Annotated in this window: 19 protein-coding genes and 2 tRNA genes; 15 read left to right on the top strand and 6 right to left on the bottom strand. The window is 69.6% G+C overall.

From position 1 onward, the window contains the following. The 6 genes from CAP_RS25150 to CAP_RS25125 all read left to right on the top strand — a co-directional run. The coding region (locus CAP_RS25150) for a pentapeptide repeat-containing protein (RefSeq protein ID WP_197041347.1) at positions 1-1072 on the top strand (1072 nt) is incomplete at its 5' end. Then, positions 1069-2250, top strand: coding sequence for a pentapeptide repeat-containing protein (locus CAP_RS25145; protein WP_052375892.1), 1182 nt, complete (start codon positions 1069-1071; stop codon positions 2248-2250). The genes CAP_RS25150 and CAP_RS25145, both read left to right, overlap by 4 nt. Positions 2251-2287: 37 nt before the next feature. Next, a complete protein-coding gene (locus CAP_RS25140; protein ID WP_052375890.1) occupies positions 2288-2944 on the top strand; it encodes a YkgJ family cysteine cluster protein in 657 nt (218 codons plus the stop codon). Positions 2945-2982: 38 nt separating this feature from the next. Further along, positions 2983-6462: a type VI secretion system Vgr family protein gene (locus CAP_RS50885; RefSeq protein ID WP_063748749.1), complete on the top strand. Its 3480-nt coding sequence runs from the start codon at positions 2983-2985 to the stop codon at positions 6460-6462. A gap of 32 nt (positions 6463-6494) precedes the next feature. Further along, on the top strand, positions 6495-7058 hold the full coding sequence (locus tag CAP_RS25130) for a DUF3540 domain-containing protein (protein ID WP_044245420.1): 564 nt from the start codon (positions 6495-6497) through the stop codon (positions 7056-7058). 12 nt (positions 7059-7070) lie between these two features. Continuing rightward, positions 7071-7478 (top strand): PAAR-like domain-containing protein, encoded by a 408-nt coding sequence (locus CAP_RS25125; RefSeq protein ID WP_044245417.1) that lies wholly within the window; start codon positions 7071-7073, stop codon positions 7476-7478. Between the two features lie 47 nt (positions 7479-7525). On the opposite strand, the gene CAP_RS25120 is transcribed toward CAP_RS25125, so the two are convergent. Both CAP_RS25120 and CAP_RS25115 read right to left on the bottom strand, forming a co-directional pair. Then, complete coding sequence (locus tag CAP_RS25120) at positions 7526-8644, bottom strand: hypothetical protein (protein ID WP_044245415.1); 1119 nt, start codon at positions 8642-8644, stop codon at positions 7526-7528. Between the two features lie 100 nt (positions 8645-8744). Further along, a complete protein-coding gene (locus tag CAP_RS25115) occupies positions 8745-9779 on the bottom strand; it encodes a GHMP family kinase ATP-binding protein (RefSeq protein ID WP_231511680.1) in 1035 nt (344 codons plus the stop codon). A 393-nt stretch (positions 9780-10172) separates the two neighbouring features. Here CAP_RS25115 and CAP_RS25110 point away from each other — a divergent pair, with 393 nt between their 5' ends. The 4 genes from CAP_RS25110 to CAP_RS25095 all read left to right on the top strand — a co-directional run bounded on the left by CAP_RS25110 (position 10173) and on the right by CAP_RS25095 (position 15983). Beyond that, a complete protein-coding gene (locus CAP_RS25110) occupies positions 10173-12464 on the top strand; it encodes an ATP-binding domain-containing protein (RefSeq protein WP_081865238.1) in 2292 nt (763 codons plus the stop codon). Positions 12465-13249: 785 nt separating this feature from the next. Further along, a tRNA-Met gene (locus tag CAP_RS25105) sits at positions 13250-13326 on the top strand. Positions 13327-13553: 227 nt separating this feature from the next. Next, entirely contained in the window at positions 13554-14672 is a 1119-nt protein-coding gene (locus CAP_RS25100) for a hypothetical protein (RefSeq protein ID WP_156041127.1), read from the top strand. Between the two features lie 36 nt (positions 14673-14708). Then, on the top strand, positions 14709-15983 hold the full coding sequence (locus tag CAP_RS25095; protein WP_044245409.1) for a DNA cytosine methyltransferase: 1275 nt from the start codon (positions 14709-14711) through the stop codon (positions 15981-15983). 123 nt (positions 15984-16106) lie between these two features. Here the strand turns inward: CAP_RS25095 and CAP_RS25090 are convergent, their stop codons facing one another. From CAP_RS25090 to CAP_RS25080, 3 genes are all read right to left on the bottom strand, one after another. Next, positions 16107-16580 carry an SRPBCC family protein gene (locus tag CAP_RS25090; RefSeq protein ID WP_044245406.1) on the bottom strand — a complete coding sequence of 158 codons (474 nt, stop codon included), beginning with the start codon at positions 16578-16580 and terminating at the stop codon, positions 16107-16109. Beyond that, positions 16577-16930: an ArsR/SmtB family transcription factor gene (locus tag CAP_RS25085; protein ID WP_044245403.1), complete on the bottom strand. Its 354-nt coding sequence runs from the start codon at positions 16928-16930 to the stop codon at positions 16577-16579. Before CAP_RS25085 ends, CAP_RS25090 begins: the two co-directional genes overlap by 4 nt. Positions 16931-17185: 255 nt before the next feature. Continuing rightward, entirely contained in the window at positions 17186-19867 is a 2682-nt protein-coding gene (locus CAP_RS25080; protein WP_044245401.1) for a metallophosphoesterase, read from the bottom strand. Between the two features lie 124 nt (positions 19868-19991). On the opposite strand from CAP_RS25080, the gene CAP_RS25075 reads away from it, so the two are divergent. Beyond that, a tRNA-Met gene (locus CAP_RS25075) sits at positions 19992-20065 on the top strand. Between the two features lie 237 nt (positions 20066-20302). Further along, entirely contained in the window at positions 20303-21235 is a 933-nt protein-coding gene (locus tag CAP_RS25070; RefSeq protein ID WP_052375888.1) for an AraC family transcriptional regulator, read from the top strand. Between the two features lie 88 nt (positions 21236-21323). Here CAP_RS25070 and CAP_RS25065 read toward each other — a convergent pair whose 3' ends face one another. Continuing rightward, positions 21324-21611: a hypothetical protein gene (locus CAP_RS25065; protein ID WP_044245398.1), complete on the bottom strand. Its 288-nt coding sequence runs from the start codon at positions 21609-21611 to the stop codon at positions 21324-21326. A 188-nt stretch (positions 21612-21799) separates the two neighbouring features. Between CAP_RS25065 and CAP_RS25060 the strand changes: the two genes are divergently transcribed. From CAP_RS25060 to CAP_RS45505, 3 genes are all read left to right on the top strand, one after another. After that, positions 21800-23017, top strand: coding sequence for a putative sensor domain DACNV-containing protein (locus tag CAP_RS25060; RefSeq protein WP_044245396.1), 1218 nt, complete (start codon positions 21800-21802; stop codon positions 23015-23017). Between the two features lie 36 nt (positions 23018-23053). Then, positions 23054-23563: a Uma2 family endonuclease gene (locus tag CAP_RS48640; RefSeq protein WP_231511679.1), complete on the top strand. Its 510-nt coding sequence runs from the start codon at positions 23054-23056 to the stop codon at positions 23561-23563. 130 nt (positions 23564-23693) lie between these two features. Next, positions 23694-25487, top strand: a complete 1794-nt coding sequence (locus CAP_RS45505; protein WP_081865237.1) for a serine/threonine-protein kinase — start codon at positions 23694-23696, stop codon at positions 25485-25487. Positions 25488-25490 lie beyond the last annotated feature (3 nt).

Raw genomic sequence — 25490 nt, 5'->3', positions numbered from 1 at the left:
GCGACGTGACCGCGCAGAGGGCGGCGGAAGCGGAGCGGGCGCGGCGGGCGCGGCGGGGAGAGGAGACGCGACGGGTGCGACGGGGAGAGGAGACGCGACGGGTGCGACGGCCGCGGCGAACGCGGCGAACGCGGCGGACGTCAGGAAGGCTGCGGCCCTGCGGCAGCAGGTGGAGGCGCGGCTCGGCGGTGGAGCGCCGCTCGATGGACTGGACCTCGCGGGCGCGGACCTGTCGGGGCTCGACTTCAGCCACCGCTCACTCGCGAAGGTAGACCTCTCGGGCGCGCGGCTCACAGGGTGCCGCTTCGTCAAGGCGAGCCTCGCGGGCGCGCAGATGGCAGGCGCCGAGTTGACGGACGCGGTCCTCGACGGGGCCGACCTCACCCGGGCGGATCTCACGGGAGCGCGGCTCACCCGGGCGAGCCTCGCGGGGGCGCGGCTGGAGGAGACGGAGCTGAGCCGGGTAGACGCAGAGGGCGCGACCTTCCGGGAAGTGCAGGCGCCGCGGTCACGGTTCGAGGGGGCGGCGCTCCAGAAGGCGCGCTTCGAGGGCGCCTCGCTCGAGGGCGCCGACCTGGGCAGCGCCGCGCTCGACGAGGCAGCCTTCGCGCGGGCGACGCTGCGCGGAGCGCGCCTCTACGACGCGAAGGGACGCAAGGCCTCCTTCGAGGAGGCGGTGCTCGAAGAGACGCGCATGGACGGCGCCGTGCTGCCCCAGTGCTCGTTCCGTGGGGCTCGGGCGGCAGGCTCGACGTGGGATCGCGCGCTGCTCGACGGGTCGAGGTTCGACGGGGCGACGCTCGGGCAAGCCTCGTTCGTGAAGGCCTCCCTGGAAGGCGCGAGCCTCGCGGGGGTGGAGCTGACCGACGGGCGCCTCGCGCGGGCGCGGCTCGCGGGCTCGACCCTGGCGCGCGCCAACCTGATGCGCGCCAACCTGGAGGCCGCCGATCTCACCGACGCCGACCTCACCGGCGCGAACCTGCACGGCGCCGAGACCTGGAAAGCCAAGCTGCCGCGGGTGCGGCTGGAGGGCGCGATCGTGACCCAGTCGAAGCTCGCGGAGCGCTCGTGATCAGCTCACGCGCGGAGCTTCTGTCCCACCTCGCCCGCAAGGGGACGCTGGCCGGTGAGCGGCTCGATGGCGTGAGCCTCGACGGCGTGACCCTGGCGGGCGTGGACCTGTCCGGCACCCGCTGGGAGCGGAGCCACGCGCGCGGCGCAGACCTGCGGGGAGCGGACCTGGGCGGGGCGAGCCTCCGGGGCGTGGACCTGGCCGGCGCGGACCTCCGCGGCGCGCTGCTGAAGGGCGCCGACCTGGGCGGGGCGCGCCTCGGAGCGGCGAAGCTCGAAGGGGCGTGCCTGGCCGGCGCGCGCCTCGCCGGGGTGGACCTGGCACAGCAGGATCTGCGCGGGCTCGACTTCACCTTCGCCGACCTCTCCGGCGCGAACCTGCGCAAGAGCGATCTCGGGCTCGCGTCGCTCGGGCGGGCCTCCCTCGCCTCCGCCTGCCTCGACGAGGCGTCGCTCGACGGCACGGACCTCACCGAGGCCGACCTCTCGGGCGCCACCCTGCGCGGCGCCCGCGTGCACCGGGCGCAGATGTCGGGCTGCCTGCTCGGGCGCGCCGATCTGCGCGAGGCGCGGGTGCTCAAGGCGGTGATGGTGGGCGTGGACCTGCGCACCACCCTGCTCACCGGAGGGTCGCTCGTGCAGACGCTCCTCGAAGGCGTCAACGCGGCAGGCGCGGACCTGTCCCGCTGCGATCTCACCAACTCCATGCTGCTCGGCGCCGACCTCACGGGCGCGAAGCTCGTCGAGGCCATCGCGGTGCAGACGAGCTTCGCGGGGGCGACGCTCCGGAAGGCGCGGCTCACGCGGCTCACCGGGCTGCGGGCCAACCTGGACGGCGCGGTGCTCGACGAGGCCGACCTCTCGGGCGCCTCGCTCGTGGACGCGAGCCTGGAGCGGGCCTCGCTGCAGGGCGCGTGCGCGGACCGGGCGGCGCTGCCGAACGCGCGCCTCGGCCAGGCCGACCTGCGGCGGGCGCTGCTGCGCGAGGCGGACCTGCGCAACGTGGACCTCTCCCACGCCCGGCTGGAGGGCGCCGATCTGCGCGGGGCGCGGCTCGGGCGGGCCAACCTGCACCGGACACGCCTCCAGGAGGCGAACCTCGCCGACGCGGACCTCGGCGGCGCCCGCCCCACCGACCCGGAGCGCGCCAGGGCCGAAGATTTCCGACCGAAGGCATGAACCACCAGCGCCCGCAGCGCCCGCGAGCCCCCGGAGCATGACGAACCCCGAACGACCCCACCCCCAGAGTCTCCCCGAGGTCAGCGCGCGCGAGGCGCCGGGCGCGCGCGAGGTGCCCAGCGCAGTCGACCCGCTCGCGCCGCCTGCACCACAGCGCGCGGCCACGACCGAGGATCTCGAGCGCGCGCTCCGGTTCGTGCACCTCGTGGAGATGCAGACCAAGGCGCGGCTCGCCGAGCTGTCCGCGACCGTGAGCGCCCTGTCGGAGGTGCTCATCGGGCAGGGCCACGTGCCCCTCGAAGCCTACGAGAAGCGCAAGCACCTGACCGTGCTCCGGGAGAACGAGCGCTCCGGGACCGAGGCGGGGGTGATGCTCAGCGACATCCCCGACAAGTACGCGCTCGCGGCGCTGCCGGAGATCGACTGCGAGGCGCGCATCCCGCTCTGCAAGGCGCGCTGCTGCGCGCTGCGCTTCGCCCTGAGCGTGCAGGACCTCGACGAGCGGGTGGTGCGCTGGGACTACGGCCGGCCCTACCAGATCGCGCAGCGCCCCGACGGGTACTGCGTCCACATCGACGAGCGCTCGGGCGGCTGCACCATCTACGCCCAGCGCCCCGGGGTGTGCCGGAGCTACGACTGCCGACGCGACCGCCGCATCTGGACCGATTTCGAGCGGCGCATCCCGGCGCCCTGAGCGCCCTGAGCGCCCTGATAGAGAAGCGGAGCAGACCCATGAAAGAGATCCTCTCGGTTCGGCTGGAGTCGGAGGCGATCCCCGCGGGCACGGTGGAGATCGCGGAGCTGACGGGGAGCGAGGCCATCTCGCAGCTCTTCTCGTTCGAGGTGCTCGCGACGGCCGTGGGGCCGGAGCCGCTCGACGCCTCGGAGCTGGTGGGGGCCCATGCCACGCTCGTCTTCGAGCGGGACGGCGAGGAGCAGCGGCGGGTGCACGGGATCATCGCCGCGGTGCGGGATCAGCTCGACTCGCCGGAGATGCGCGCGACCTACCGGCTGGAGATCGCGCCGCGCGCCTTCCGGCTGACGCTGCACGAGACGCTCGACATGTACCTCGACCTCAGCGTGCCGCAGATCGTGGCGAAGAAGCTGGAGCTCGCGGGCCTCCGGGCGGAGTTGGACTTCCAGATGCGCTTCCAGGAGCGCTACCCCGAGCGCGAGTTCGTGGTGCAGTACAAGGAGACAGACCTGGCGTTCATCTCGCGGCTCACCGAGCACCTCGGGATCAGCTTCTTCTTCGAGCACGTCGAGGACCGCGACGTGATGGTCTTCACGGACGTGAACCAGGGCTTCCGGCCCATCGTGGGCGCGCCCTCGGCGGCGTTCCGGGAGCGGGGGGAGCAGCAGGACGTGTACGTGCTCGACGAGGTCGCGCGGCTCGTCCCCTCGGAGTACGTGGTCCGCGACTACAACTACCGGACGCCCGCGGTCGATCTCATCGCCTCGAAGCAGGTGGAGGGCGGCTACGGCGGGAGGGTCGTGGAGTACGGCGCGCACTTCAAGACGCCCGACGAGGGGGAGACGCTCGCGCGGATCCGGGGCGAGGAGCGCGCCGTGGGGGCGCGGGTCTTCACGGGCCAGAGCGACGTGCAGCGCTTCGCCGCCGGGGCGCACTTCGGCCTGGAGGGCCACCCGCGCGGCGACATCCGGTTGCTCCTGATGGAGGTGCGCCACCACGCGGTGCAGCCGGTGCTCGGGCAGGCGACGACCACCGAGGCCCGCTACGAGAACCAGTTCCGCGCCATCCCGCTGGGGCTGCCGTACCGGCCGCCGCGGGTGACACCCAAGCCGCGCATCAGCGGGGTGCTCACCGGCGTCATCGACACCGAGGAGAAGGGCCAGTACGCGGAGCTGGACGAGCAGGGGCGCTACCGGGTGCGCTTCGTCTTCGACACCACCAACCCCGGCAACCCCGGCGAGCGGCAGGCCTCGCGCCCGCTGCGGATGATCCAGCCCCACTCAGGCCCTGGCTACGGCATGCACTTCCCGCTGCGGCACGGGGTGGAGGTGGCCATCACCTTCATCGACGGCGACCCGGACCGGCCGATCATCGCCGGGACCGTGCCGAACCCGCAGACGGGCAGCCCGGTGACGCGGGACAACGCGGCTCGAAACATCCTCCGCACCGGCTCGGGCAACGAGCTGAACCTCGACGACACCGAGGGGGCGCAGCGCATCAAGCTCTCGACGCCGCACGCGAGCACCACCTTCCAGCTCGGCTCGCCGAACTCCCCGGAGAGAGGCGCGATGCTGACCACCCTGGGGGCGCAGAGCTCGGTGGCGGTCGCCGGCATGTCGAGCGTGGGCGCCTTCGGGGCGGGCGTGAGCGCGCTGCTCGACTACAACTACTCGGGCAACATCATCAACGTCGCGGAGAAGCCGGGGTTGCTGCAGGCTGCTCTGTTCGCGGCAGTGGGCACGCTGGATCCGCTGGTCGGCGTGCTCCAGGGGGCGTTCGACGCGGCGCTGAACCAGGTGACGTACCTGGAGAAGAAGTGCGCGCAGGACGCGCTGGAGAAGAGCCAGGCGGCGCGCAGGGCGCAGGAGAAGTGCAACAAGTGCCGCGACGAGGCGGCCGCGAAGCTCCCCGCGGCCCTGAAGCCGCCCGGCGACGCGGAGGAGCTGACGGCGCTCGCCGAGCGCATGGAGCGCGAGGACCTCGCGGCCAAGGATCCACGAAGCTTCGAGGAGGAGCAGCGTTACCTGCTGCTCCAGCAGAAGTACCCGGGGGCGCCGCCGCTCACGGCCACGGAGAAGGCCCGGCTGCTCATCGCCACCCAGCAGCAGGCGGCGCAGGATCTGGACGTGAAGTGGCTGGCGCTGATCGGGGTGATGGAGGACCGGAACGGGATCATCTCGGTCAACCGGGAGCTGTCGAACCCGAACTTCGAGGTCCAGATGCAGGCCGACGTGGAGGCGGCGCGAAGCGACTACGACGGCGGGGTGACGGCCGAAGCCGACGCGCTCGCGGCGCTCCTGGCGCTCGACACGGCGGGCATGGACGAGGACACCAGGAAGCAGTTCGAGGCGTTCAAGACGGCGCTCTCCGCGTGCAAGGACTGCAAGAACCTCAAGGACAGCCGCGACGCGGCCATCGGCTCCAACAACGCCGTCGCGAAGCAGCTCTACTGGAGCCAGGGGAAGAGCGTCGACGACCCCATGAAGGCGGAGTGGAAGGCGAGCGACGACAAGTGGGTGAGCGACAACTACCCGACGTGGAAGGACGGGTTGAGCCCGCAGAGCCTGCGCCACGGCAAGATCGCGCTCGACACCACGAAGACGGCGATCGGCGTGGGGAGCGCGCTGTTCAGCGTGATCACCGGGCTCCTCGGCCTGTTCGATGGCGTGCGCACCGCCGCCGAGCTGAAGGCGAAGTGGATCGGCGCCGGGGCGATGTACACGGGCTCCATCCCCGCCGCGACGGCGAAGGTCGCGACCGGCCTCAAGGTCGCAGCGTCGGGGCTGCCCCCGCTCCACGTGCTCGGCTCGGAGTCGAGCACCGAGATCTTCGGCAAGAGAGACGTGATGGTCTGGGGCGAGACCGCGGCCCTGATCGCGATGGGGACCACGGACGTGCCCGTGGGAAAGCTGCAGAGCGTCACCGGCCTCGGGAAGAAGGCGACCGTGGCCCCCGACACCAGCAAGGGGAACGTGCTGGTGATGGGGGGCGAGACGGCGAGCCTGCTCTCCCCCGGCGAGGTGGACGTGGCCGCGGGCAAGACGCTCTTCCTCTCGGCCCTGAAGATGGACGCGAAGGCGCGGACGGACCTCGATCTCACCGCCGCGCAGGACCTCACGGCGCTCGGCGGGCGGGACGTCAAGGCGACGGCCATGAGGGACATGGGCCTGAAGGCCACCCAGGACGTCAAGACCTCGGCCCTGCGCGACATCTCCGCGACCGCCACGAGGAACATCGAGATGACCGCCACCCAGAACGTCAAGGCGACGGCGACGCAGGGCGTGGAGATCAGCGGCGCCGCGACGGCGAAGCTGCTCTCGGGCTCCTGGTCGCTGGAGGTGAGCGCAGCCCAGGGCGTGACCCTCGGCAACCCCAACGCCTCGCTCACGCTCTCGACCATGGAGGCGAAGCTGCAGTCCTCGGGCGGCAGCAACTACCTGCGGCTCGCCGGCTCGTCGGCATACCTGTCCGCTTCCCAGATCACGCTGATGAGCCAGGGCAAGATCAACCTGATGTGAGCGGCGCCGCGCCGTCCCCGGAGAACACCCCCATGTCCGCTGCCATCGCGCTCTCTCCAGCCCCCACACCCACGCTGACACCTGCGCCTGAACACGAGCTGGCCACCCTGGCCGACGGGGAGCGGGTGGTGCTCCGCGAGGGAGGGGTGGAGATCTCCGATCGCGCCGGTCGCCTCCTCGTCCGGTACGTCAACGGCTCGGCGGAGATCGCGGCGCCCGCCGGAGACCTGATCCTCGCCGCGCCCGGAGGCCGGGTGGTGGTCCGCGCGGAGACCGAGGTCGAGGTCGAGGCGCCGAAGCTCAAGGTGCGCGCGGAGGACGCCGAGGTGACCACGGGCGAGGTCACCGTGGTGGCGCGGCGCATCGCCACCACGGCCCAGGCGGTGGTGCAGCAGGTGGAGCGCTTCGAGCTGACGGCGACGAAGATCGTGGAGCGCGCGCGCGATACGTTCCGCGACGTCACCGATCTGGCGCAGACGCGCGCAGGGAGGGCCCGCACCATCGTCGAGGATGTGTGCTCCATCTACGCCCGGCGCACGGCGCTGGTCTCCAGGGAAGACACGAGCATCGACGGGCGCCGGGTGCTGCTCGGCTGAAGGAGGTTCACGATGTTGCCTGCATCCACCAAGGCGGGAGGCGTGCTGCTCGGGACGCCCGACGTGTGTCTCACCCCTGCCCCGCCGGCGCCCCCGGTGCCGGTCCCCTACCCCAACGTGGCGCAGCTCGCGAGCGCGCAGAACGTGTCGCTGCAAGTGCTGATCGAGAACAAGGAGACGGTGCTCGTCGGGTCGATGGTCCCGAACAGCAGCGGCGACGAGGCCGGCGTGAACGGGGGCGTGGTCTCCGGGATGAACATGGGCCCGGCGCAGCTCAAGCTGGGCAGCTCGAAGGTGTACTTCCAGGGGCGCCAGGCGGTGTACCTGACCGCGCTGAGCGCTCACAACGGAACCAACGCGAACATGCCCGCCGGCCTGGTGACGGCGCCCTCGCAGGCCAAGGTCTTCGTGATGCCCTGAGCCAAGGCGCTGCGCTCCCACCTCGGGATCGCGCCGTGTGCGTCGCTTCAGGGGATGAGTGCGAAGGAGACAGGGGCGAGGCGCTGCGCGAGGACTGCTCCGATCTCGGCGCCCGTGGCGCGGTCGAAGAAGACCACGCGGGCGCTGCCGGGCGTCCGGTCGCCGACCACCAGCAGGTCACCGACCGCGAGCAGGCCCCAGTGGTAGTAGCCCTCGGCGGTGACGAGGACGCGGGTGACCTCGCCGCGCTCGGGGTCGAAGGCGACGACGCGGGTGGGGTTCACGCCCTCCTCGGGGCCGGCGACGATGGCGTAGCCCTCGGTGGGGCTGACGAGCGCGACGTCGGTCACCGAGCCGCCCGCGACCTCCTCGGAGAGGATCTGACGCGCGGACTGCGCAACGGTGTCGACGAGATCGATGCCGTCCGTGGCCGCGATCGCGCCGAAGTCGCCGGGGGTGGCGACGGCGAGGAGGCGCGGGTCCCAGGGGGCCTCGATGAAGCGGCCGAAGGGGTTGGCGCCAACGAGCGGGATGGGATGGATCGGCGCGGCGAGGTCGGTCGGGATGGCCAGCACCACGCCGGGACCCGTGGGCGGATAGATGGCGTCGGTGGCGGCGCTGTCGAGCATCTCCAGGGCGACGTGAGCCAGGCCGTCGGCGACGTGGATGGCGGCGGCTTCGGGGTTGCCGTCGGCGTCGGCGTAGGGGGCGACGTCGACCCGCGCGGTGATGGCGCCGCGCTCGACGACGAGCACCGAGGGGTGGTCGAAGCGGGTGACCCAGCGCCGGCCCGAGGCGTCGACGCCGACGTCCTGGGGGTTGGCGCGGACCTCTCCCTCGTCCTGGGCCCGCAAGGTGTCGCCGAGCTGCAGGGACGCGGGGTCCACGCGGTGGACGAGCGCCGCCGAGCGGTCGAGGACGAAGAGCTGGCGCGCGCCGAGGGAGAGGGTGGCGTCGCCGCTCAGGGCGAGGCCGCCGGCGGCCTCGGTGAGGCAGCCCTCGGCGTCGAGGCGACCGAGGCCGCTCGTGGTGCGCAGGTCGCTTTCGAGCACGAGGACGGGGCTCGCGATGGCGACATCGGCGCAGGTCGTCGCGGTGGTCTCGGGCGTGACGCAGCCCGCGGCGAGCAGGCAGGGGAGGGCGAACGTCGCGCCGGGTCGTCGCATGGGGCGACCCTAGGCAAACGGTCGTTCCGCGTCACGCGGTGCATCACCTCCGCCGCGCCACCCGCCGCGCTGCCTGCCGTTCCTCGCGGCGCACCTCGCTTCAGATCCTCGAACCCCTCTTCTCGACGCGGGCGCCCGGCACGTCCAGCTCGGGCTTGCGCACGGTCCACCGCGAGAGCGCTTCGAGCAGGCCCTCATGGCGCTCCGGGGGAGCCCACACCAGCACGTGGCCACCGCCGCCCGCGCCGCAGACGCGCACCACCTCGGCGCCGCGGCCGCTGACCTCCTCGGCGATCTCCAGGCAGGGGAGGTTCTCGGCAGGGGCCGCCTTGGCCTTGGCCGCGGCGCTCTGGCGCATGCCCTCGATGACCTGCTCGAGCGAGCCCTCGGCGAACCCGCGCGCGACCTGCGCGGCGGCCGAGAGCAGCGACCAGATCACCTGCGGGTCCGGCGCCGAGCGCTGGCGGAGCACGTCGCCGGAGACGCGGCGCACGCCGGTATCGACGAGCAGCATGCCCTCCTGGAGCGCGGCGACGACCCCCGCGGCGCGGCTGCCAGGACGGCAGACGGGGCGCACCCCGGCGCAGCCCTGGCCGTTGAAGGTCAGGTCGAGCACCCCGCCATGCGCGGCGAAGATCGGGTCCTGGTCCCCCCCGGCGATGCGCAGGCGGCCCCGCTCCACGAACGCAGCCTCGCGCGCGAGCTCCAGGGCGGTCGGGATCTCGCCGCTCGCGGCGCGCAGCGCGAGGAGGGCGGCGACGGTGGCCGCGGCGCTGCCCCCGAGACCGGCGCCCGGCTCGACCTCGGTGTCGATCTCCAGGGACACGCCGTCACACACGCCGGTGACCCCGAGGGCAGCTTCGAGCAAGCGCAGGGAGGGGTCCTGACGCGCCGGGTCCGCGCTGCGGCGGAGCACACCGCCGCCGGGCGCTGCCAGCCGCACCCAGCCACGGTCGAACGGCTCGACCGTGGCGGTGGTGCGGATGCCTACCGCACTGCCGACCACCCGCCCCCCGGTGCGGCGCGCCACGTGCGGCAGGTCGGTACCACCCCCCGCAAACGACACCCGCATGGGCGCGCTGACGACCACCCGGCTGAGCGGAGCCGAGACAGGCCGCATCGTGGGAATGGGCATCGCGACGGCAGATGTCATTGCGTCGAACATTTCTGGCGTTCCTTCCAGGCCCGGCGCCCGCGGAGATGTCTCCGCTGCGCTCATGGACCCACCCGAGCTTCCGGGCGGCGACCCGCCGCGTTGCGCGGCGCCTTCTTCCCAGCAGCCACTAGCAGGGCTCAAGCCAACGACAGAGCGCGCGGGGTGCACGCCCCTGCGGGATAGGCGGCAAGGTGCGAGAAAGGCGACTAGGTCGGCTCTTGCGAGAACCTTGCAGAGACGCCATCGAAAGGTAGGAGTACGACCCCTCCTGTTGCCATCTGTTGCCTTGAGGCTCCGGATCGGTCATGAGGTCCGGCCGCCGAACGCGGCGAGGCTGCCTTCTCTGCCCTGCCTTGCATCCCTGAAGACCCCGTGAACCCGAACGATCTCCAAGGTTCCTCCGCCCAGTCCCAGCACGCCGCCCCCGGCACCACTGCCGCGGCTGCTCCGCCCGCGCCACCTCCCCTCGACGAGGACCAGGCGAGCATCGTGCGGGAGGAAGAAGAGCTCCTCGCCCGCGTGAGGGAGCACCTGGCGTCGCTGCCGCCCGTGAAGCCGCCGCCCAAGTCGGATTACGACGAGCAGCTCCTCTCGCTGCGCGATCAGATCGCCTCCGCCCGCCTCGAAGACGTGCCGGCGCTCGTCCAGCAGATGGAGCGCGTCACGGGCATCGCGGCGCAGCGCAACGCCCACGTGGTCGAACCAGTGGACCCGAAATCGCCGTACTTCGGGCACCTGCGCCTGCGCGAGAAGGGGAAGCCCGACCGCGACGTCCTCATCGGCAAGACCACCCACGTCGACGCGAAGGCCGGGGTGCGCATCGTCGACTGGCGTCACGCCCCGGTCAGCCAGATCTACTACCGCTACGAGGAGGGCACCGACTACGAGGAGACCTTCGGCGAGCGCGAGGTGGAGGGGACGATCCTCGCCCGGCGCACGGTGACCATCGACGACAGCGAGCTGCTCCGCATCTCCGCGCCCCAGGCGACGCTGGTGCGCGGCGTGAGCGGGGCGTGGCGCTCTCTCGACGTCCGCGCCGCGTCCCTCGCGGGTGGCCAGGGCGTGGCCATCCGCCCCGAGGACATGCGGGAGATGGCGGGCCGCTCGGGCGCCCTCGGGACCGGCGCGGCCTTCCACGCGCGCGAGGACCGGCACCTGCCGGAGATCGCGGCCCTCCTCGATCCGCGGCAGTTCGAGCTGATCTCCAAGCCCGACACCGGCATCGTGGTCATCCAGGGCGGCGCCGGTAGCGGCAAGACCACCATCGGGGTCCACCGCATGGCGTTCCTCGCCTACAACGGCGGCCGCCGCTTCACCGCCGACAAGATGCTGGTCATCGTCGGCAGCCCCGCACTGCGCGCCTACATCAGCGAGGTGCTCCCCGCCCTCAACCTGCCGGGGATCGGCGTGGAGACCTACGCGGAGTGGGCGCGCTCGACACGCATCAAGACCTTCCCCTGGCTGGAGGCGCCGGTCGAGGAGAACACCCCGAGCGTGGTCACCCGCTACAAGACCCACCCCGCCATGCTCCGGCTCTTCGAGCGGCGCGCGCGCGAGGTGCTCGAAGAGGGCTCGCTGCGGCGCGATGCCCGGGGCGTCCTCTACTTCTGGGCCGACGTCCTGAGCGACCGCGATCGGGTGCTGGAGGCGTTCGCGGAGATCAACGATCCGGAGTTCGGGATCGACCAGGTGAAGCGCGCCTGGCGCTGGTGCGCGGACCGCTGCCCCGCCGTGCTCGATCTGGACCCCGGCGATCGGGTGGAGCGCAAGGCCGCCGCCGCCGACGAGCCCGAGGTGAGCGAGGAGGAGCAGAAGCGCCAGCAGGGCGTGGACGGCAGGGACGGCAGCGACCGCGACGATCGCGCGACCCTCGATCCCGAGGACGACTCGCTCCTCCTGCGCGCCTACCAGCTCCTCCGCGGCGACCTGAAGAAGGGCAAGCAGCCGCTCCTCTACGAGCACCTCTTCGTCGACGAGGCGCAGGACCTGGCCCCGGTCGACCTGTCCGTGCTGATGCACGTGGTCAACCAGCCCCGGAGCATCACCCTGGCCGGCGACACCGCGCAGCGTCTGTTCATGGACTCGGGCTTCCGCGACTGGCGGCAGACGCTCGACGAGCTCGGCCTCTCCCGCGTGGACGTGGAGCCGCTGCGCATCGCCTACCGCTCCACGCGCGAGGTGATGGAGTTCGCCCGCGCCGTCCTCGGCCCTCTCGCCGACCCGACGCCCCCCGTGGCCCCGCGCTCCGGCGCGCCCGTGGAGCACCACCACTTCCCGAGCCAGGGCGCCGCCGCAGCCTTCCTCGCCGACGCGATCCGTCCGCTGCTCCAGCGCGAGCCCCGCGCGACGCTGGCCGTCCTGGCGCGCCACCCCGAGCAAGCCGACGTCTACTACGACGCCCTGCGCATGGCGGAGATCCCGCACCTGCGCCGCATCCGCTCCTACGAGTTCGCCTTCCGTCCCGGCGTGGAGGTGACCGAGATCCGGCAGGTAAAGGGCCTGGAGTACGACTACGTGGTGCTCGTGGACGTGAACGCAGCCACCTACCCCAGCGACGACGAGTCGCGGCACCTGCTCCACATCGGGGCAACCCGCGCCGCCCACCAGCTCTGGGTGGTGTCCTCCGGCGCGCCGTCCACGCTGCTGCCCTCCTGGCTGGACTGACGCCCAGAGCGACGCCCGGGGGGGTCGCGAGAGGGCGCGAGGGAGGCGGGGGCCCCCGCGGGAGGCCGGAGCGGGTGTCGGGGAGTAAGGGTCCCTACTCGGGAGCTGTGCCGACCTGGTCGGGAGTAAGCCGTCCTGCTCGGGAGTGAGGCCGACGGGGTCGGGAGTTTTGTCCACGTACTCGGGAGTTTTGGCGACGTGGTCGGGAGTTTTGGCGACGTGGTCGGGAGTTGCGCCGTCCTGCTCGGGAGTTTTGTTTTCCTGGTCGGGAGTTGGGACTGACCTGGTCGGGAGTTTTGTTTTCCTGGTCGGGAGCTGGACCGACGTGGTCGGGAGTTGCGTCCGACGTGGTCGGGAGCTGGGCCGACGGGGTCGGGAGCTGGGCCGACGTGGTCGGGAGCTGGGCCGACGGGGTCGGGAGCTGGACCGACGTGGTCGGGAGTCGCGCCGATCTGGTCGGGAGTTTTGTTTTTCTGGTCGGGAGTTGCGCTGACCTGGTCGGGAGTTGCGTCTGACGTGGTCGGGAGTTCCGTCTGCAGACTCAGGGCAAGCGTCTGCAGACTCGGGGCAACCGTCCGCAGACTCCGGGCAACCGTCCGCAGACTCCGGGCAGCCGTCTGCAGACTCGGGGCAGCCGTCTGCAGACTCGGGGCAACCCGTTCCGACCCTGAACGCTCGTCAGACGCCCTCGCTGCGTGGCTGTGCATCCGGCGCGCACGGTGCTGCTTCAACCGACGCGAACACAAACCGCTTGACTGTAGGGGGGATGTGACTAAGTTCCGACCCGCGCGGTGGAGCAGCCTGGTAGCTCGTCGGGCTCATAACCCGAAGGTCGTAGGTTCAAATCCTGCCCGCGCAACCAACGCTGAACAGTGATTTCAGCACGCACGAAGGCTCCGAAGTATCGGGGCCTTCGGCATTTTGTCGCTCGGGCTTGAGATGTCGGCTCGGAAGAGGCCGATGAGGATGGCAAGGGCGCCGGCCACACCCGCGAGCAACTCGCGATACCATCGTTACGTGTCTCAGCTTGTAGAGGCTCCGAGAAGCTACAAAGTCTTGAGTCGAGACCGAGAGCCGCTCATCGACTTCATGGTGAAGGCGCTCGAAAGATCCGGCTGTCGGATCATTCACCGTTCGCCCGCCCATCAGGCTCCATTCCGCATCACCTTCGAAACAGTGGCGGGTGAGCGACTTGGCATCATCGCCTATGCATTCCTGGCGAACACAAAGCTCACCAAGAACCGTCCTGACGACGAGCATCGGTTCCAGGTGAAGTACGGCCCCGATGACGGTGCGATGCACGAACTCTGGCAGGACCCCTACGGGCTCTACACAACGCTTTTCTTGGGGATCAATCCAGAACTCGGATTCTTCGTCGGCGCAGACCCTGTCCTCCACAATCCGACGCGCTTCTTCATCAGTGTCGAGTTCAAGCAGGAGCACGTAGATACCGTTATTCGCAACGGCTGGCACGCTTGGGAGCGCGATCGGCGATCCCGCGGCAGCGAGAGCGAGCCCGCCGAAGTGCTCGTCGGCGGCAGCGCGGATAATTTTCTTCGCTACATCCGTTTCGAGCAAGAGGCTCTCGGCGAGGATCAGGGTCACCGTCAGTTTCTCGCCGACCAAGTCTCGACGCGGCCATTGAACGTTCTGCCGCCGAGTACCTCTGTCCTCGTACCTAGCGCAGCGAGGCTGCATGACCTCGCGCGCGAGTTCGAGATGAGTGAGACGGAAGTTCTCGACCTGATCATGAGCGCGAGAAGGCTCAAGATGGCGGTTCGTGGGTGGGTCGCGGAGACTCACCTGGTGAGGCGACTCGCGGTGGTTCCGGGTGTCACCGACTGCACGCGCTCGGACGAGGAAGGTGGACCCGATGTGCTGCTGCGGTTCGAGGGGAGCCGCCCGATCAGCGTGGAATGCAAGAACGTCCTGCGCGAGAGAAGCGCAGCGGGGCTCGTGCGCGTCGACTTCCAACGGACAAGGGCCTCCAAAGCCGATCCTTGCTCGCGCTACTATAGCCCCCGGGATTTCGACGTCGTGGCCGCCTGTCTTCACGCGGTCACGGAGCGATGGGAGTTTCGCTTCGCGCGCACGGTGTCCCTCGACCCACACGGCAAATGCTCTGGAAAGCTCTCTCATCTCGTAAAGTTGGACGGGAGGTGGAGCGACTCTGTGCAGCATGTCTTTCGCGCTGTAGCGAACGGGTGAGCACCTGTTCCGGCCGGATGCTAGGAGTACACCGCGATGGCGAAACCGAAGCTGATCAGCCTCTACAGTGGCGCGGGCGGCCTGGATTACGGTTTCGAGGCGGCGGGCTTCGAAACCGGCGTCTGCGTGGAACTCGACCACGACTGCTGTGAGACCCTCCGCACCAGCCGCCCACGATGGCGCGTTGTCGAGCGGAGCATTTTTGACGTGCCGACCGATGAGATGCTTGAGGCTTGTTGTGCCAAGCCGGGAGAGATCGATCTGCTTATCGGCGGACCACCGTGCCAGCCCTTCTCAAAGGCCGGCTACTGGGCTCGCGGCGACTCGGCGCGCCTTCAGGATCCCCGCGCGGATACGCTCAGTGCGTATCTGCGTGTGCTCGAAGAGGCCCGTCCTCGTGCTTTCCTCCTTGAGAACGTCGGAGGCCTCATTTACTCGGGCAAGGACGAGGGCCTGCGTCATCTCCTCGATGGCATCGAGCACATCAACCAGAAGACGAACAGCGCTTATCGGCCCGTTGTGAAAGTGCTGAACGCCGCGAGCTACGGCGTCCCGCAGCTCCGCGAGCGCGTCTTTGTGGTCGCCTCGCGAGAGGAGGAAACCTTCCGGTTCCCCAAGCCGACTCATGGCGACCCAGAGGAATCCTCCCTCTCCAAGGATACGAGCCTTGAGCCCCTCCACACTGCCTGGGACGCCCTCGCTGACGTGAGGCCCGCAGAGAACGAAGATCTCGTCGTTCGCGGTAAGTGGGCTGAGTTGCTCGCCTCAATCCCCGAGGGTCAGAACTACCTCTGGCACACGGACCGAGGCATTGAGCGCGCGAAGGAGGAGGGACTGCGCCCCGGCCGCCCACTGTTCGGCTGGCGGCGCCGCTACTGGACATTCTTGCTGAAGCTCGCCAAGGCGAAGCCTTCATGGACGATCCAGGCCCAGCCTGGCCCTGCGGTGGGACCGTTTCACTGGGAAAACCGGCGGCTCAGCAGCCGGGAACTCTGTCGGATTCAGACCTTCCCCGACGACGTGGCCATCGAGGGTGGCCGTACGTCGGTGCAGCGCCAAGTTGGCAATGCCGTTCCTTCGCTCCTCGGCGAGGTGCTCGGCCGCGCGATTCGGACTCAGCTCCTCGGCATCTCCGCAGTGCGTGGTGACCTGAAGCTGATGCCGCCACGCAGAGATGATTTGGAAGCGCCTAAGTCGTACATCGACGTGCCGCCCCAATTCCTGGAACTTGAGGGCGAGCACTCGGCTCATCCCGGGACGGGTCAAGGCAACCGCGCCCGCTCTCGCGAGACGACTCAGGAGCTGGCATGAAGGTCGACAACGCTCGCGAATCATGGCGAAGAGCATCTCCGCCACCGTTCAAACGTAAGGCTCGGTCCCAGAAGGAACCGGGCCTTTTTTCGTTTGGGCCGGGGCTCCATGGCCGCAACCTGGTCAGGCGGCGACGGCCTCGCGCTGCAGCTCCTCGATCAGCCTGTCCATCCCGACGTTCGTCCCATGCTCGCGCTGGGCGGGGGTGTCGTGGCCGTCGAGGAAGGCGCCCTGCTCGGTGAAGACCATGCGGGTGCCGGTGCCCTCGGGCTTGAACTCCACGGTCACCAGCGAGACGGAGACGCGCGCGTCGTTGAGGAGCATGTCGTAGGCGTAGACGATGCGCTGGTCGGGCACGATGTCGAGGTAATGGCCGTCGACGGCGTGGGTCGTGCCGCCAGGCGAGCTTGCACGGAGGCGCTCGCGCCCGCCGATGCGGAAGTCGAGCGCGTACTCGGCAGCACCGCCCTCGTCGTGACACACGGACCAGCGGCGCTTGGCCACGGGGTTCGCCCAGGCGGCGAACACGCGCGCGGGCGAGGCGTCGTAGGTGCGCTCGATGGTGAAGGTGGCATGGGTGACGGATCGTTCCTTCATGATTCGTTTCCTTTCTGCGGGTCGTCAGGGTGCTCGGCGAGGTAATCGCCGAGGCGGTCGAAGCAGCGCTCCCAGTGCGCCCGTCGCTCGCTGATCCATTGCTCCGCCGTGCGCAGGGCCGTGGGCTCGATGCGGCAAGTGCGCACCCGTCCGGTCTTCTGGGAGCGGACGAGGCCACTGGTTTCCAGCACCTGGAGGTGCTGCAGCACCGCCGGGAGCGACATGGCAAGCGGCTGGGCAAGCTCGCTGACCGAGGCAGGGCCACGGCTCAGCCGCTCGACCATCAGGCGGCGCGTCGGATCGGCGAGCGCCTGGAAGAGGAGATCGAGGGGGGCACTTTGGTTAAGCACTCGCTTAACTATTGTGAGCCGGGGTGGTCTGTCAAGGTTCCTGTGGCGCACGGCGCAGCGTGTGGGGCCGCCCCGCGAGCACTTCCGGGCGGGTGAGCAGACGCGCCCCCTCGGGGAGACTCAGCGGTTGGGAGAGGCAGGTTGTGCGCAGCTCCGCACGGGACTCGGCGTCATCTGCAGCAGCGATTCCGACAGCCTGAACGCGTCACGCGGCTCGGTGTCAGCGGCAGCAGCAATTCCGGCAGCCTGAGCGCTTCACACCGGAATCGTGTAACGCGGCAGAGGGTCTTTTCCGGCACCTTGAAGCCAGCGGGCATCGGGCTGCCAGGCGCCGTTCGGTTCCTCTCGGCGCCGCGTCTCCACCACCACCCGGTCCTCGGAGACGCGCAGCAAGTTGTACTGGAGCGGATAGCCCGGCACCCATTCCCGGCTCGGCGCTCCGAACGTTCCAGCCGCCACGAGGTCGATCCGGCGGCCCTCTTCCGTCATGTCGTGGCGAAACAAGCCCCTCTCCGCCTTGTGAATGTGACCGTGCAGGACGAGACGGAACCCGGCCTTGGCGAGTTGCTGCATGAACCCGTGATCCTTGATCCGGTCCTCGTCCGGGCCCGCGATCGGGTGGTGCCAGACGGCGATTTTGAACCGCGACGCATGCGCTGGGTTCTGGCGAACGCGGGCCAGCGCCGAGGCCAGCGCTTCCGGGTGGATGCTCGCGCGTGATCTGAAGTGGTGATCCGTCTCCCACGCCGAGTTGAGCCCAAGGATGAGCAGGTTCTCTCGCGGGAAGTCTTGCACGTCGATCTGAGACCCATACTCCAGGGGATAGGTGCTCCCTTTGATCTGCTCGTAGAAGGCGGCAAACGTCTCCAGCCGCCTCGGGTACGCGGCCTCGTCGCGAAGCTCGACGACCTCCTGGCCGTGGGCGATGAACCGGCCTTCTTCGAGGGGGACATCGAGGTCGTCCCGTCGATGCAGGGTGTAGGACGCCTTCGACAGGGGCCAGCTCACGTCGTGGTTTCCGGGCACCACCACCACCTGCTGAGGCGAGATGTGCATCGCGGTGCTCAGGGCCTTCAAAAAGAGCTGGGCGGCCTGGAATTCCTTCGCATCCGCGCGCTGCGTGAGATCGCCGGAGAGCACGAGCACGTCCACGCGCTCGCACTCCAGCTCTCTGAGGTCCTCGGTGAGCTGGGAGCACCACACATGGGCCTGCGACACCTGGCTGAAGTGCAGGTCGGACAGGTGAAGGACGTGAACGACGCGCTGGGCGGCCTGAGGGCGCTCCGAGGGCTGGCGCTTCGAAAATACCAGCGTCTCCTCGCCGAGGCGCACGTTCTGGTGACCCGTGCGCTTGATGAACCCGGGCCACGACATGTGACGCAGGTAGAAGGCGAGCCGAGGGTCCTCAATGCTGATCACGCCGGCCGTGCTGTTGTAGTAGAGCAGGCTCTTCAGCTCCGGCGCCGCCTCGAAGCACCTCGACAGGTAGCTGCTCTTCAGTAGCGCGAGCGCGCTGCGAACGTCCGGGTCCGCGAAGCGGTAGTGGACGTCGTCGAGGGCCACGTGGCCCTCGCTGCTCTGCGAGAGGAGCCAGAGGAGGGCCAGGCTCGCGCCGCGCGGGGGCACCTTCTCGTCGTGGCAAGCGAAGGCCCGGAGCGCGCTGAAGTACCTGCTGTCGAGGGTCTTGATCACCGTGTCGATGACGTCCCGGAAGCCCACGTCGACGTCGGTGAGCTGCGGCGCCGTCCTCTCGATGCCTGATTTGAGCGCGGCCTCGTAGCAGAGTTGCTGCGCGGTGAAGAAGCTGCCCGCCGCCGCCACGATGAACTCTGCGCGCTGGAGGAAGGCGATGTTCGCTGCCTCCTCGCCCTTCCGGACCAGCGCGTCGATCTTCTCGGGCGGCTGCATCCCCATGGCGATGGACTCGAACCGCCCCGTGAGATCGCTCAATGCGCTGACGAGCGATTCGCCGACGGGGTTGATGCCGATCACCGTGATCTTGGCGTCACGCGCGTCCGTGTCCGCGATGATCTTCATGGCGTCGGCGACGCGCGCCTGCCTGGCCCTGTCGAGGCGATGGAAGTCGTCGATGATGAGGTGACCGCAAAAGCCCGCCGAGAGCCGGGCGTCGAGCTTCTCGCGATCACTCTCCCGCTGTCCGAGCAACCATTCCTGCTCGGCCGCCTGGACCTCGCGCAGCGCTTTCTTGACGAGCGTGGTCTTTCCGACGCCGCTCGGCCCCTCGACCACCAGGCCCTGCCCCATCACCTGCAAGTACGCGCGGAGGCGAGGCAACTGCGCCGGTTCGACATAGGTGATCTCCGGCTGCCCTACCGTCCGGAAGATGTCTCCGATGGGGAGGATGACCGACGGCCTCGTGACGGGCCGGAGGGAATCGTCCCGGGCCGCCGACGGGTTGACGGCGGAGTGGACGGGTTGATGGCGCTCCGCGCGCGGTTCGAAGACGGCCCGGGGCGGTTCGTTCCGCTCCGCTCTGAAGCGGAGAAGTGTCTGGATCTCCTGGACGATCTCGCTCCAGGCAGCATCCTCGTCCCTCACCCTGGACACGGGGCGACCATCGCGCGGGAGGACCTGGAGCCGCGAGAGCGGGGTGTCCATCCAGGTACAATCACGGAGAAGGATCGGCACGACCTGCGTTCTCCCCGAGTCTCGCTGGGCGAGCGCGAGGTTTACGTCCTCCCAGGTGCGATCCGAGGCGAGGAAGTCAGGGCTGACCAGCAGGAGGATCATCTGCGCGGCCTCGAGGTGGTGGCGGTGGACCGCCCTCCAGTCCTCTCCCGCGCGCATCATGCCGTCGTGCCACAGCTCGACCACGCCGCTTCTTTCGAGAGGCGCGAGGTGCTTCCGCAGGTTGAACGCGAGTCGCTCATCGCTCGGTGAATGCGAGAGAAAGACCTGCGCAGGGGTCACACCCATGGGCCGCACTCTACCACCCGCCCCGGGGTCAGCCTCTCAAGGCGCGTGCCTGCGGAAGAGCCAGCACCCTCAGGATCGCAGCGTCGGGTCCTTGACAGAACCGAGACCCTCGCTAGATTGGCGTCGCGCGGTGGAGCAGCCTGGTAGCTCGTCGGGCTCATAACCCGAAGGTCGTAGGTTCAAATCCTGCCCGCGCAACTCGCGCTGTGCCGTGATGCTTTCCCCGGAAGGCCTCGCGGGCGCGGCACCCCGGACCCCTCCCGATGACGGAGGGGTTTCGCGTTTCTGGAGCGCACGACGCTCGGGCGCACGACGCTCGGGCGCACGACGCTCGGGCGCACGACGCGCGGGCGCACGACGCGCGGGAAACCGGCGCCCGGGAAATTGGCAAGGAGCGTCAAGTGCGGTCGCGGGCCGGGCGGTAGCCTCCGGTTCGTGAAGCGCGAGACGAGATCCTTCTACGAGATGGCCGTGCGGGGCGCGGTCGAGCGCATCTTCGATCAGCTCGACGACGCGCTCGATCTCACCGCGCTCGCGCGGACCGCGGCGCTGTCGCCGCTCCACTTCCACCGCATCTTCCGGGGAATGCTCGGGGAGACGCCGCTGGAGCTGCACCGGCGCCTGCGCATGGAGCGCGCGGCCCACCAGCTCGCCACCGGAGACGCGCCCGTGACGCGGGTCGCGTTCGACGCGGGCTACGAGACGCACGAGTCGTTCACGCGCGCGTTCGGGGACCATTACGGCGTGTCGCCCTCCGCGTTCCGGCTGAAGGCGAGCGAGGCGCGGGCGGCGTGTGCGCGGGCTCCGCAACGCGAGCTGGCGGCGCGCTGCGGTCTTCACTTCCACCCGGGTCAACGGCCCGAGCTGTCTCTGTCTTTCACGAACACGAAAGGAGAACCTGCCATGCACGTCGATCTCAAGGATTTGCCGGAGTATCGCCTCGCCGCCATCCGGCACGTGGGTCCCTACCACCACATCTCGGAGGCCTTCGGTCGCCTCGGGGAGATCGCCGGGCGCGCGGGGCTGATTCGCCCGCCGCACACGGAGATGATCGCGCTCTACCACGATGATCCCGAGGCGACGGCGGCCAGCGCGCTGCGCTCCGACGCGGCGATCTCGGTGCCGGACGACGTGATCTTGCCGGAGGGAGTGACGGAGATCCGCATCCCGGCGCGGCGGTACGCCTGCACGACGCACGTGGGTCCGTACACGAAGCTCGGGGACACCTGGGCGCAGTTCATGGGGAGCTGGCTGCCCCAGAGCGGACACCGGGTGAGCGATGGGCCGAGCTTCGAGATCTACCGCAACACCCCGGGGGAGACGCCGCCGGAGGAGCTGCGCACGGAGATCTACCTGCCAATCGCTTGAGGCAAGACGCAGAAGTTACGGCCGGCGGTTACGAGCGCCCCGCGCAGCTCAAGAATCGTCTGTTCAAGCGCTTCAATGCGGCGGTGGCTCACTTCGAGCTCAGATAATCCGTCGCCTCCGTCAGGAGCCTCTCCTGTTCGGCGACGATGCGCGCCAGCGCTTCGGCTTGGGCGTCCAGCCGCACCTTCTCCGAGGTCAGCTCTGCCACCCGCGCGGCCGCTTGCTCCATCGAGGGGCGCAGCGCATCTGCTTCATCGGCATCGAGATCATCGAGCAGAGAAGAGAGTTCGGCGCGCTCAGGCTCGGTCAGCGTACCTCGCGCCTCAGTCGCGCGCAGAGCTTGGAAGCGCCGGCTTTTCTCGTCGTTCCACCGCACCCTGAAAGGATGCCACGCTCGCCGTCATCCGCCAACCTCCCTTCCCTCGAACGAACCTGATACCGCGGACCGATGTCTTCCCGGTCCGCACGCCTGCAGCCGTGACTTCTGAAACGATCCCTCGCAGGCGCCGCAGGAGGAGAAGAGGTCATCGGCGCCTCCGGCATCTCCGTGGTAGCCAGAGAGCCATGGCGCTCAAGAGCTTCTCCGATGTCGTGAGAGCATTCGTCCGCGAGCACGAACAAGCCGGGGCTCTCTCTCGGAAGCTACAGCAGCCATCCCAGAACACGCCACCCGCGGCTTCGCTGCTCCCGGCCCCCGAAACGCTCCAGAGGCTCGTGGAGGTCATGTTCTTCGCTTCCGTGGCGACGGAGGAAGGGCGCCTGAACCCCGTGGGCATCGTCTATGCCGAGGACCTGACCCCTTTCACCGCGGTAGGGTCCGCGTCGAATTTCGTTCAGTTCGCGCACCCCTCCGTGTTCAACGTGGGGCATGTCGCCAAGCTGGCGCTGGCCTGCACGTGGCCCGGTTCCTTTCTGGTGGTGACTCCCGCCGGCAAGGACCTGCACATCGCCGGCATCGGAGACCCTCCGAAGTTCCAGTTCCCCAGCCGAGATCGGCTCGTACGGGTCACCGCTCCGCGGCCAGGTGTTCTCGCAGTGGGTGAAGGAGAACGCGAGATGGTTCACTACGAACGGGGTGAACTGCGTCTCTCGTCGTCGAAGGACCGCGAGCAGCTTGAGAGCGTCGAGCGCGCCGTGCTCGACAAACTGGCCAAGGAACTGCCTGGATTCGTCTCGGGAGAGGTGCTGTCCATCGTCCGGGGGATGGTCGGCCTGGGCCGCGGAGGCCTCCTCGCCATCCTCGGACCCGACGAGGAGCTGGAGCACCTCTTCGGCAAGAAAGGAGCGCTGCTCGACAAGGAAGCGACGAGGATCGATCCACCTCTGGACCTGGGCGCCGCCATTTTCGAGGAGGCCGAAGCGCACGAGGAGAACGGTTACCTCTTCAACCAGGGCTTCGCATCGGGGAAGACCGGTCTCACGAAAGAGGAGGTGGACGCAGAGGACGATGCGCGGAAGGCCACCGAGCGCGTCAACCAGTTGCGGGAGCAGGTCATCCGGTTGACCGCCGTCGATGGGGCCGTGGTCATGAGCCACAAGCTGGAAGTGCTCGCGTTTGGAGCGATGCTTCCCGCGCCGGGAGAAGATCTCGGTGATGTCTTCACCTTGAACGCCAGGCAGAAAAGGGTGTCCTGGTCCCTGGAAGGCCGAGGCACGCGCCACCGCGCAGCAGCAGCGTTCGTGTCGAAGCAGCCGAAACGGCTGTCGATCATCGTGTCGCAGGACGGCCACGCAGGTACGTTCCAGGGCGTCGGCGACAAGCTCCAGTACCTGCCGCTTTGAGTCTGGAAGCGCTGGCTCTGGACGCATGAGAGCGCCGTGGTCTGGTTGATCCACGTGCTGTCAGCGTGGGTCAGGCCTCGCGGGGGGTTCGTCGCTGGGTCCGAGCTGAAGTACCTGCTGCGCAGGGGCAGCGGGCGGAAGCCGGATGTGTCGGTGATCTTGCCGGGGCAGCCTCCTCCGCCGCGTCGTGGGGCGGTGCGGCGCGCGCCGGATGTGGCGATCGAGGTGGTCTCGCCGACGCCGCGAGATGCGCGACGGGATCGCATCGAGAAGCTGCGGGAGTATGCGGCGTTCGGGGTGCGCTGGTACTGGCTGCTCGACCCGGCGATGCAGACGCTGGAGATCTACGAGCTGGGGGCGGATCAGCGGTACACGTGGGCCAGCGGTGCTTCCGGGGGAAGATCGAGGACGTGCCGGGATGCGAAGGGCTCGCGCTGGATCTCGACGCGCTGTGGGTGGAGCTGGACAGGCTGGGGGACGAGGTGCCTGGCGAGGGCGACGTGCAGGACTGATCGGGCGGGGGGGCGGCTGGCGTGGCCGGTCTGACGATTGCGGGGACAGGGTCCGCCCAGGGCTGTGATTGCAACCAGATTCCCCCAGGGGGTGGTTCGGCGTCGCCCTTTGTACTGGCGCCTCGCTCGCCTGCCATTCAGGGTGTCGGCGGGGGCTGGGAACCATGCAGATTGCAACGGGTGCCGTCATCGGCGGCAAGTACCGTCTCGAACGACCTCTGTCGAGCGGGGGTATGGGCACGGTGTGGGTGGCGCGCCATGTTCACCTCGCCTCCACCGTCGCGGTGAAGTTCATGGACGCGAAGCTCGCTGCGTCGGCGCCGTTCGCGCGGCGGTTCGAGCGGGAGGCGTGCATCGCGGCCAACCTGAAGAGCCCGCACATCGTGCCGGTCCACGATTACGGGATCGAGGAGCGGGTGCCGTACCTGGTGATGGAGCTGCTGGAGGGGGAAGACCTCGGGGCCAGGTTGCACCGGCAGCGGCGGCTGCCATTGCATGAAGCAGTGCACCTGCTCACCCAGATCGGGAAGGCGATCCGGCGCGCGCACGGGGCAGGGCTGGTGCACCGGGACCTGAAGCCCGGGAACATCTTCCTGGCGCGGATCGAGGGGGAAGAGGGGGAGGTGGTGAAGGTGCTCGATTTCGGCATCGTCAAGGTGCGGGATCAGCAGTTCACCAGGATGGGGGGGCGGTTCGACGAGGAGGTCACCTGCGCGGGCGACATCCTGGGGTCGCCTCATTACATGAGCCCGGAGCAGATCCTCGCGGAGAAGGACATCGATCACCGCAGCGATCTGTGGTCGATGGCGGTCATTCTGTTCCGGATGCTCACGGGGACGATTCCTTTTCCGGGGGAGCAGATCGGGCAGGTGATGCGGTGCTTGCTGTCAGGGCAGGTGCCGAGGGCGACGAGCTTCGAGCCGGCGCTGCCGGCGGCGATCGATGCGTTTTTCGAGAAGGCGCTGGCGCAGCAGCGGGATCAGCGGTTCCAGTCGGTGTGGGCGATGGTCGAGGAGCTGCACACCATCGCGGGGGGGCCGTGGAGCCTGAACACGACGTTCCGGCCGCCTTCGCAGTCGTGGAGCAACGAGACGGGGCGGGCGTCGATGCACGGGGGGGTGCTGCCGCAAGGGGCCCCGCCGCTCTCCTCACTGCACTCGCCGCCGCTCTCGCCGCCGCTCTCGCCGCCGTTCTCGGTGCCGCTCCCCACGCTCTCGCCGCACAGCGTGTCTCCGCACAGCACGCTGGGTCCGGCGGGGAGCATGGGGGTGCCCGCGACGGCGTCGGGGGGGGTGCCGCGTACGCTCACCAGCGCCACGGGGGTGGGGTCGCACGATACGGTGAAGCGGCTGCGGTCGTCGTCGATGCTGCTGGCAGTGCTCGCGGGAGCGTTGCTGGCGCTGGGGGCGGCAGGGGTGGCGGTGAATGGCGAGGCGCTGTCGAGCGCGGCGCAAGGGGTGATGGGCGGCTCGAGGGGGGGCCTGCTGGAGCGGCGGGGGCCCGACAAGGCGACGCCTGTTCCTCTGCCTTCTGCCGCGCAGGTTTCCAGGCACGAGACAGAGCCGGCGGTGACCCCGGTCGCGGCGCCGCGCTGGCGCGAGGGGCGGGAGAGGCGGGAGGGTCGCGACGGGGAAGGGTCCTTTGCGGCGACGTCTCGGTCACCAGCGCTCGGCGCGGGAGAGGCGCTGGATGGGGATCGCGCTGCCGCGGCGACGCTTCGCCCGAGGAGCAGGGTGCGGAGCCGTCAGGGGGTGCCCGCCGCGTCGGCGCACGGGCAGGCCTCGGAGGAGCCTCCGGTCTGGCTGAAGCACGAGGTGATGGTGCTGCCCGAAGCGTCGGCGCCGCCGGCCTTCGAGGGGCCGCCGCCGCTCACCCAGCAGCCGTCAGGGGTCTTCGACGAGCCGCCCCAGGCTCCTGGCGCATCCCCGCCAGTCGAGCAGGCGCCGGGCCGGGAGTAGCGC

It is taken from the genome of Chondromyces apiculatus DSM 436, assembly GCF_000601485.1.
In the GTDB taxonomy this organism is placed as follows: domain Bacteria; phylum Myxococcota_A; class Polyangia; order Polyangiales; family Polyangiaceae; genus Chondromyces; species Chondromyces apiculatus.
This window is presented reverse-complemented; position numbering and strand designations above follow the sequence as displayed.

Coding starts and splice junctions, on each gene's coding strand:
- CAP_RS25140 (WP_052375890.1), top strand. CDS start 2,288: ATGACGAACCCCGAACGACCCCACCCCCAGAGTCTCCCCGAGGTCAGC.
- CAP_RS50885 (WP_063748749.1), top strand. CDS start 2,983: ATGAAAGAGATCCTCTCGGTTCGGCTGGAGTCGGAGGCGATCCCCGCG.
- CAP_RS25130 (WP_044245420.1), top strand. CDS start 6,495: ATGTCCGCTGCCATCGCGCTCTCTCCAGCCCCCACACCCACGCTGACA.
- CAP_RS25125 (WP_044245417.1), top strand. CDS start 7,071: ATGTTGCCTGCATCCACCAAGGCGGGAGGCGTGCTGCTCGGGACGCCC.
- CAP_RS25120 (WP_044245415.1), bottom strand. CDS start 8,644: ATGCGACGACCCGGCGCGACGTTCGCCCTCCCCTGCCTGCTCGCCGCG.
- CAP_RS25115 (WP_231511680.1), bottom strand. CDS start 9,779: ATGCCCATTCCCACGATGCGGCCTGTCTCGGCTCCGCTCAGCCGGGTG.
- CAP_RS25100 (WP_156041127.1), top strand. CDS start 13,554: ATGGTGAAGGCGCTCGAAAGATCCGGCTGTCGGATCATTCACCGTTCG.
- CAP_RS25095 (WP_044245409.1), top strand. CDS start 14,709: ATGGCGAAACCGAAGCTGATCAGCCTCTACAGTGGCGCGGGCGGCCTG.
- CAP_RS25090 (WP_044245406.1), bottom strand. CDS start 16,580: ATGAAGGAACGATCCGTCACCCATGCCACCTTCACCATCGAGCGCACC.
- CAP_RS25080 (WP_044245401.1), bottom strand. CDS start 19,867: ATGGGTGTGACCCCTGCGCAGGTCTTTCTCTCGCATTCACCGAGCGAT.
- CAP_RS25060 (WP_044245396.1), top strand. CDS start 21,800: ATGGCGCTCAAGAGCTTCTCCGATGTCGTGAGAGCATTCGTCCGCGAG.
- CAP_RS45505 (WP_081865237.1), top strand. CDS start 23,694: ATGCAGATTGCAACGGGTGCCGTCATCGGCGGCAAGTACCGTCTCGAA.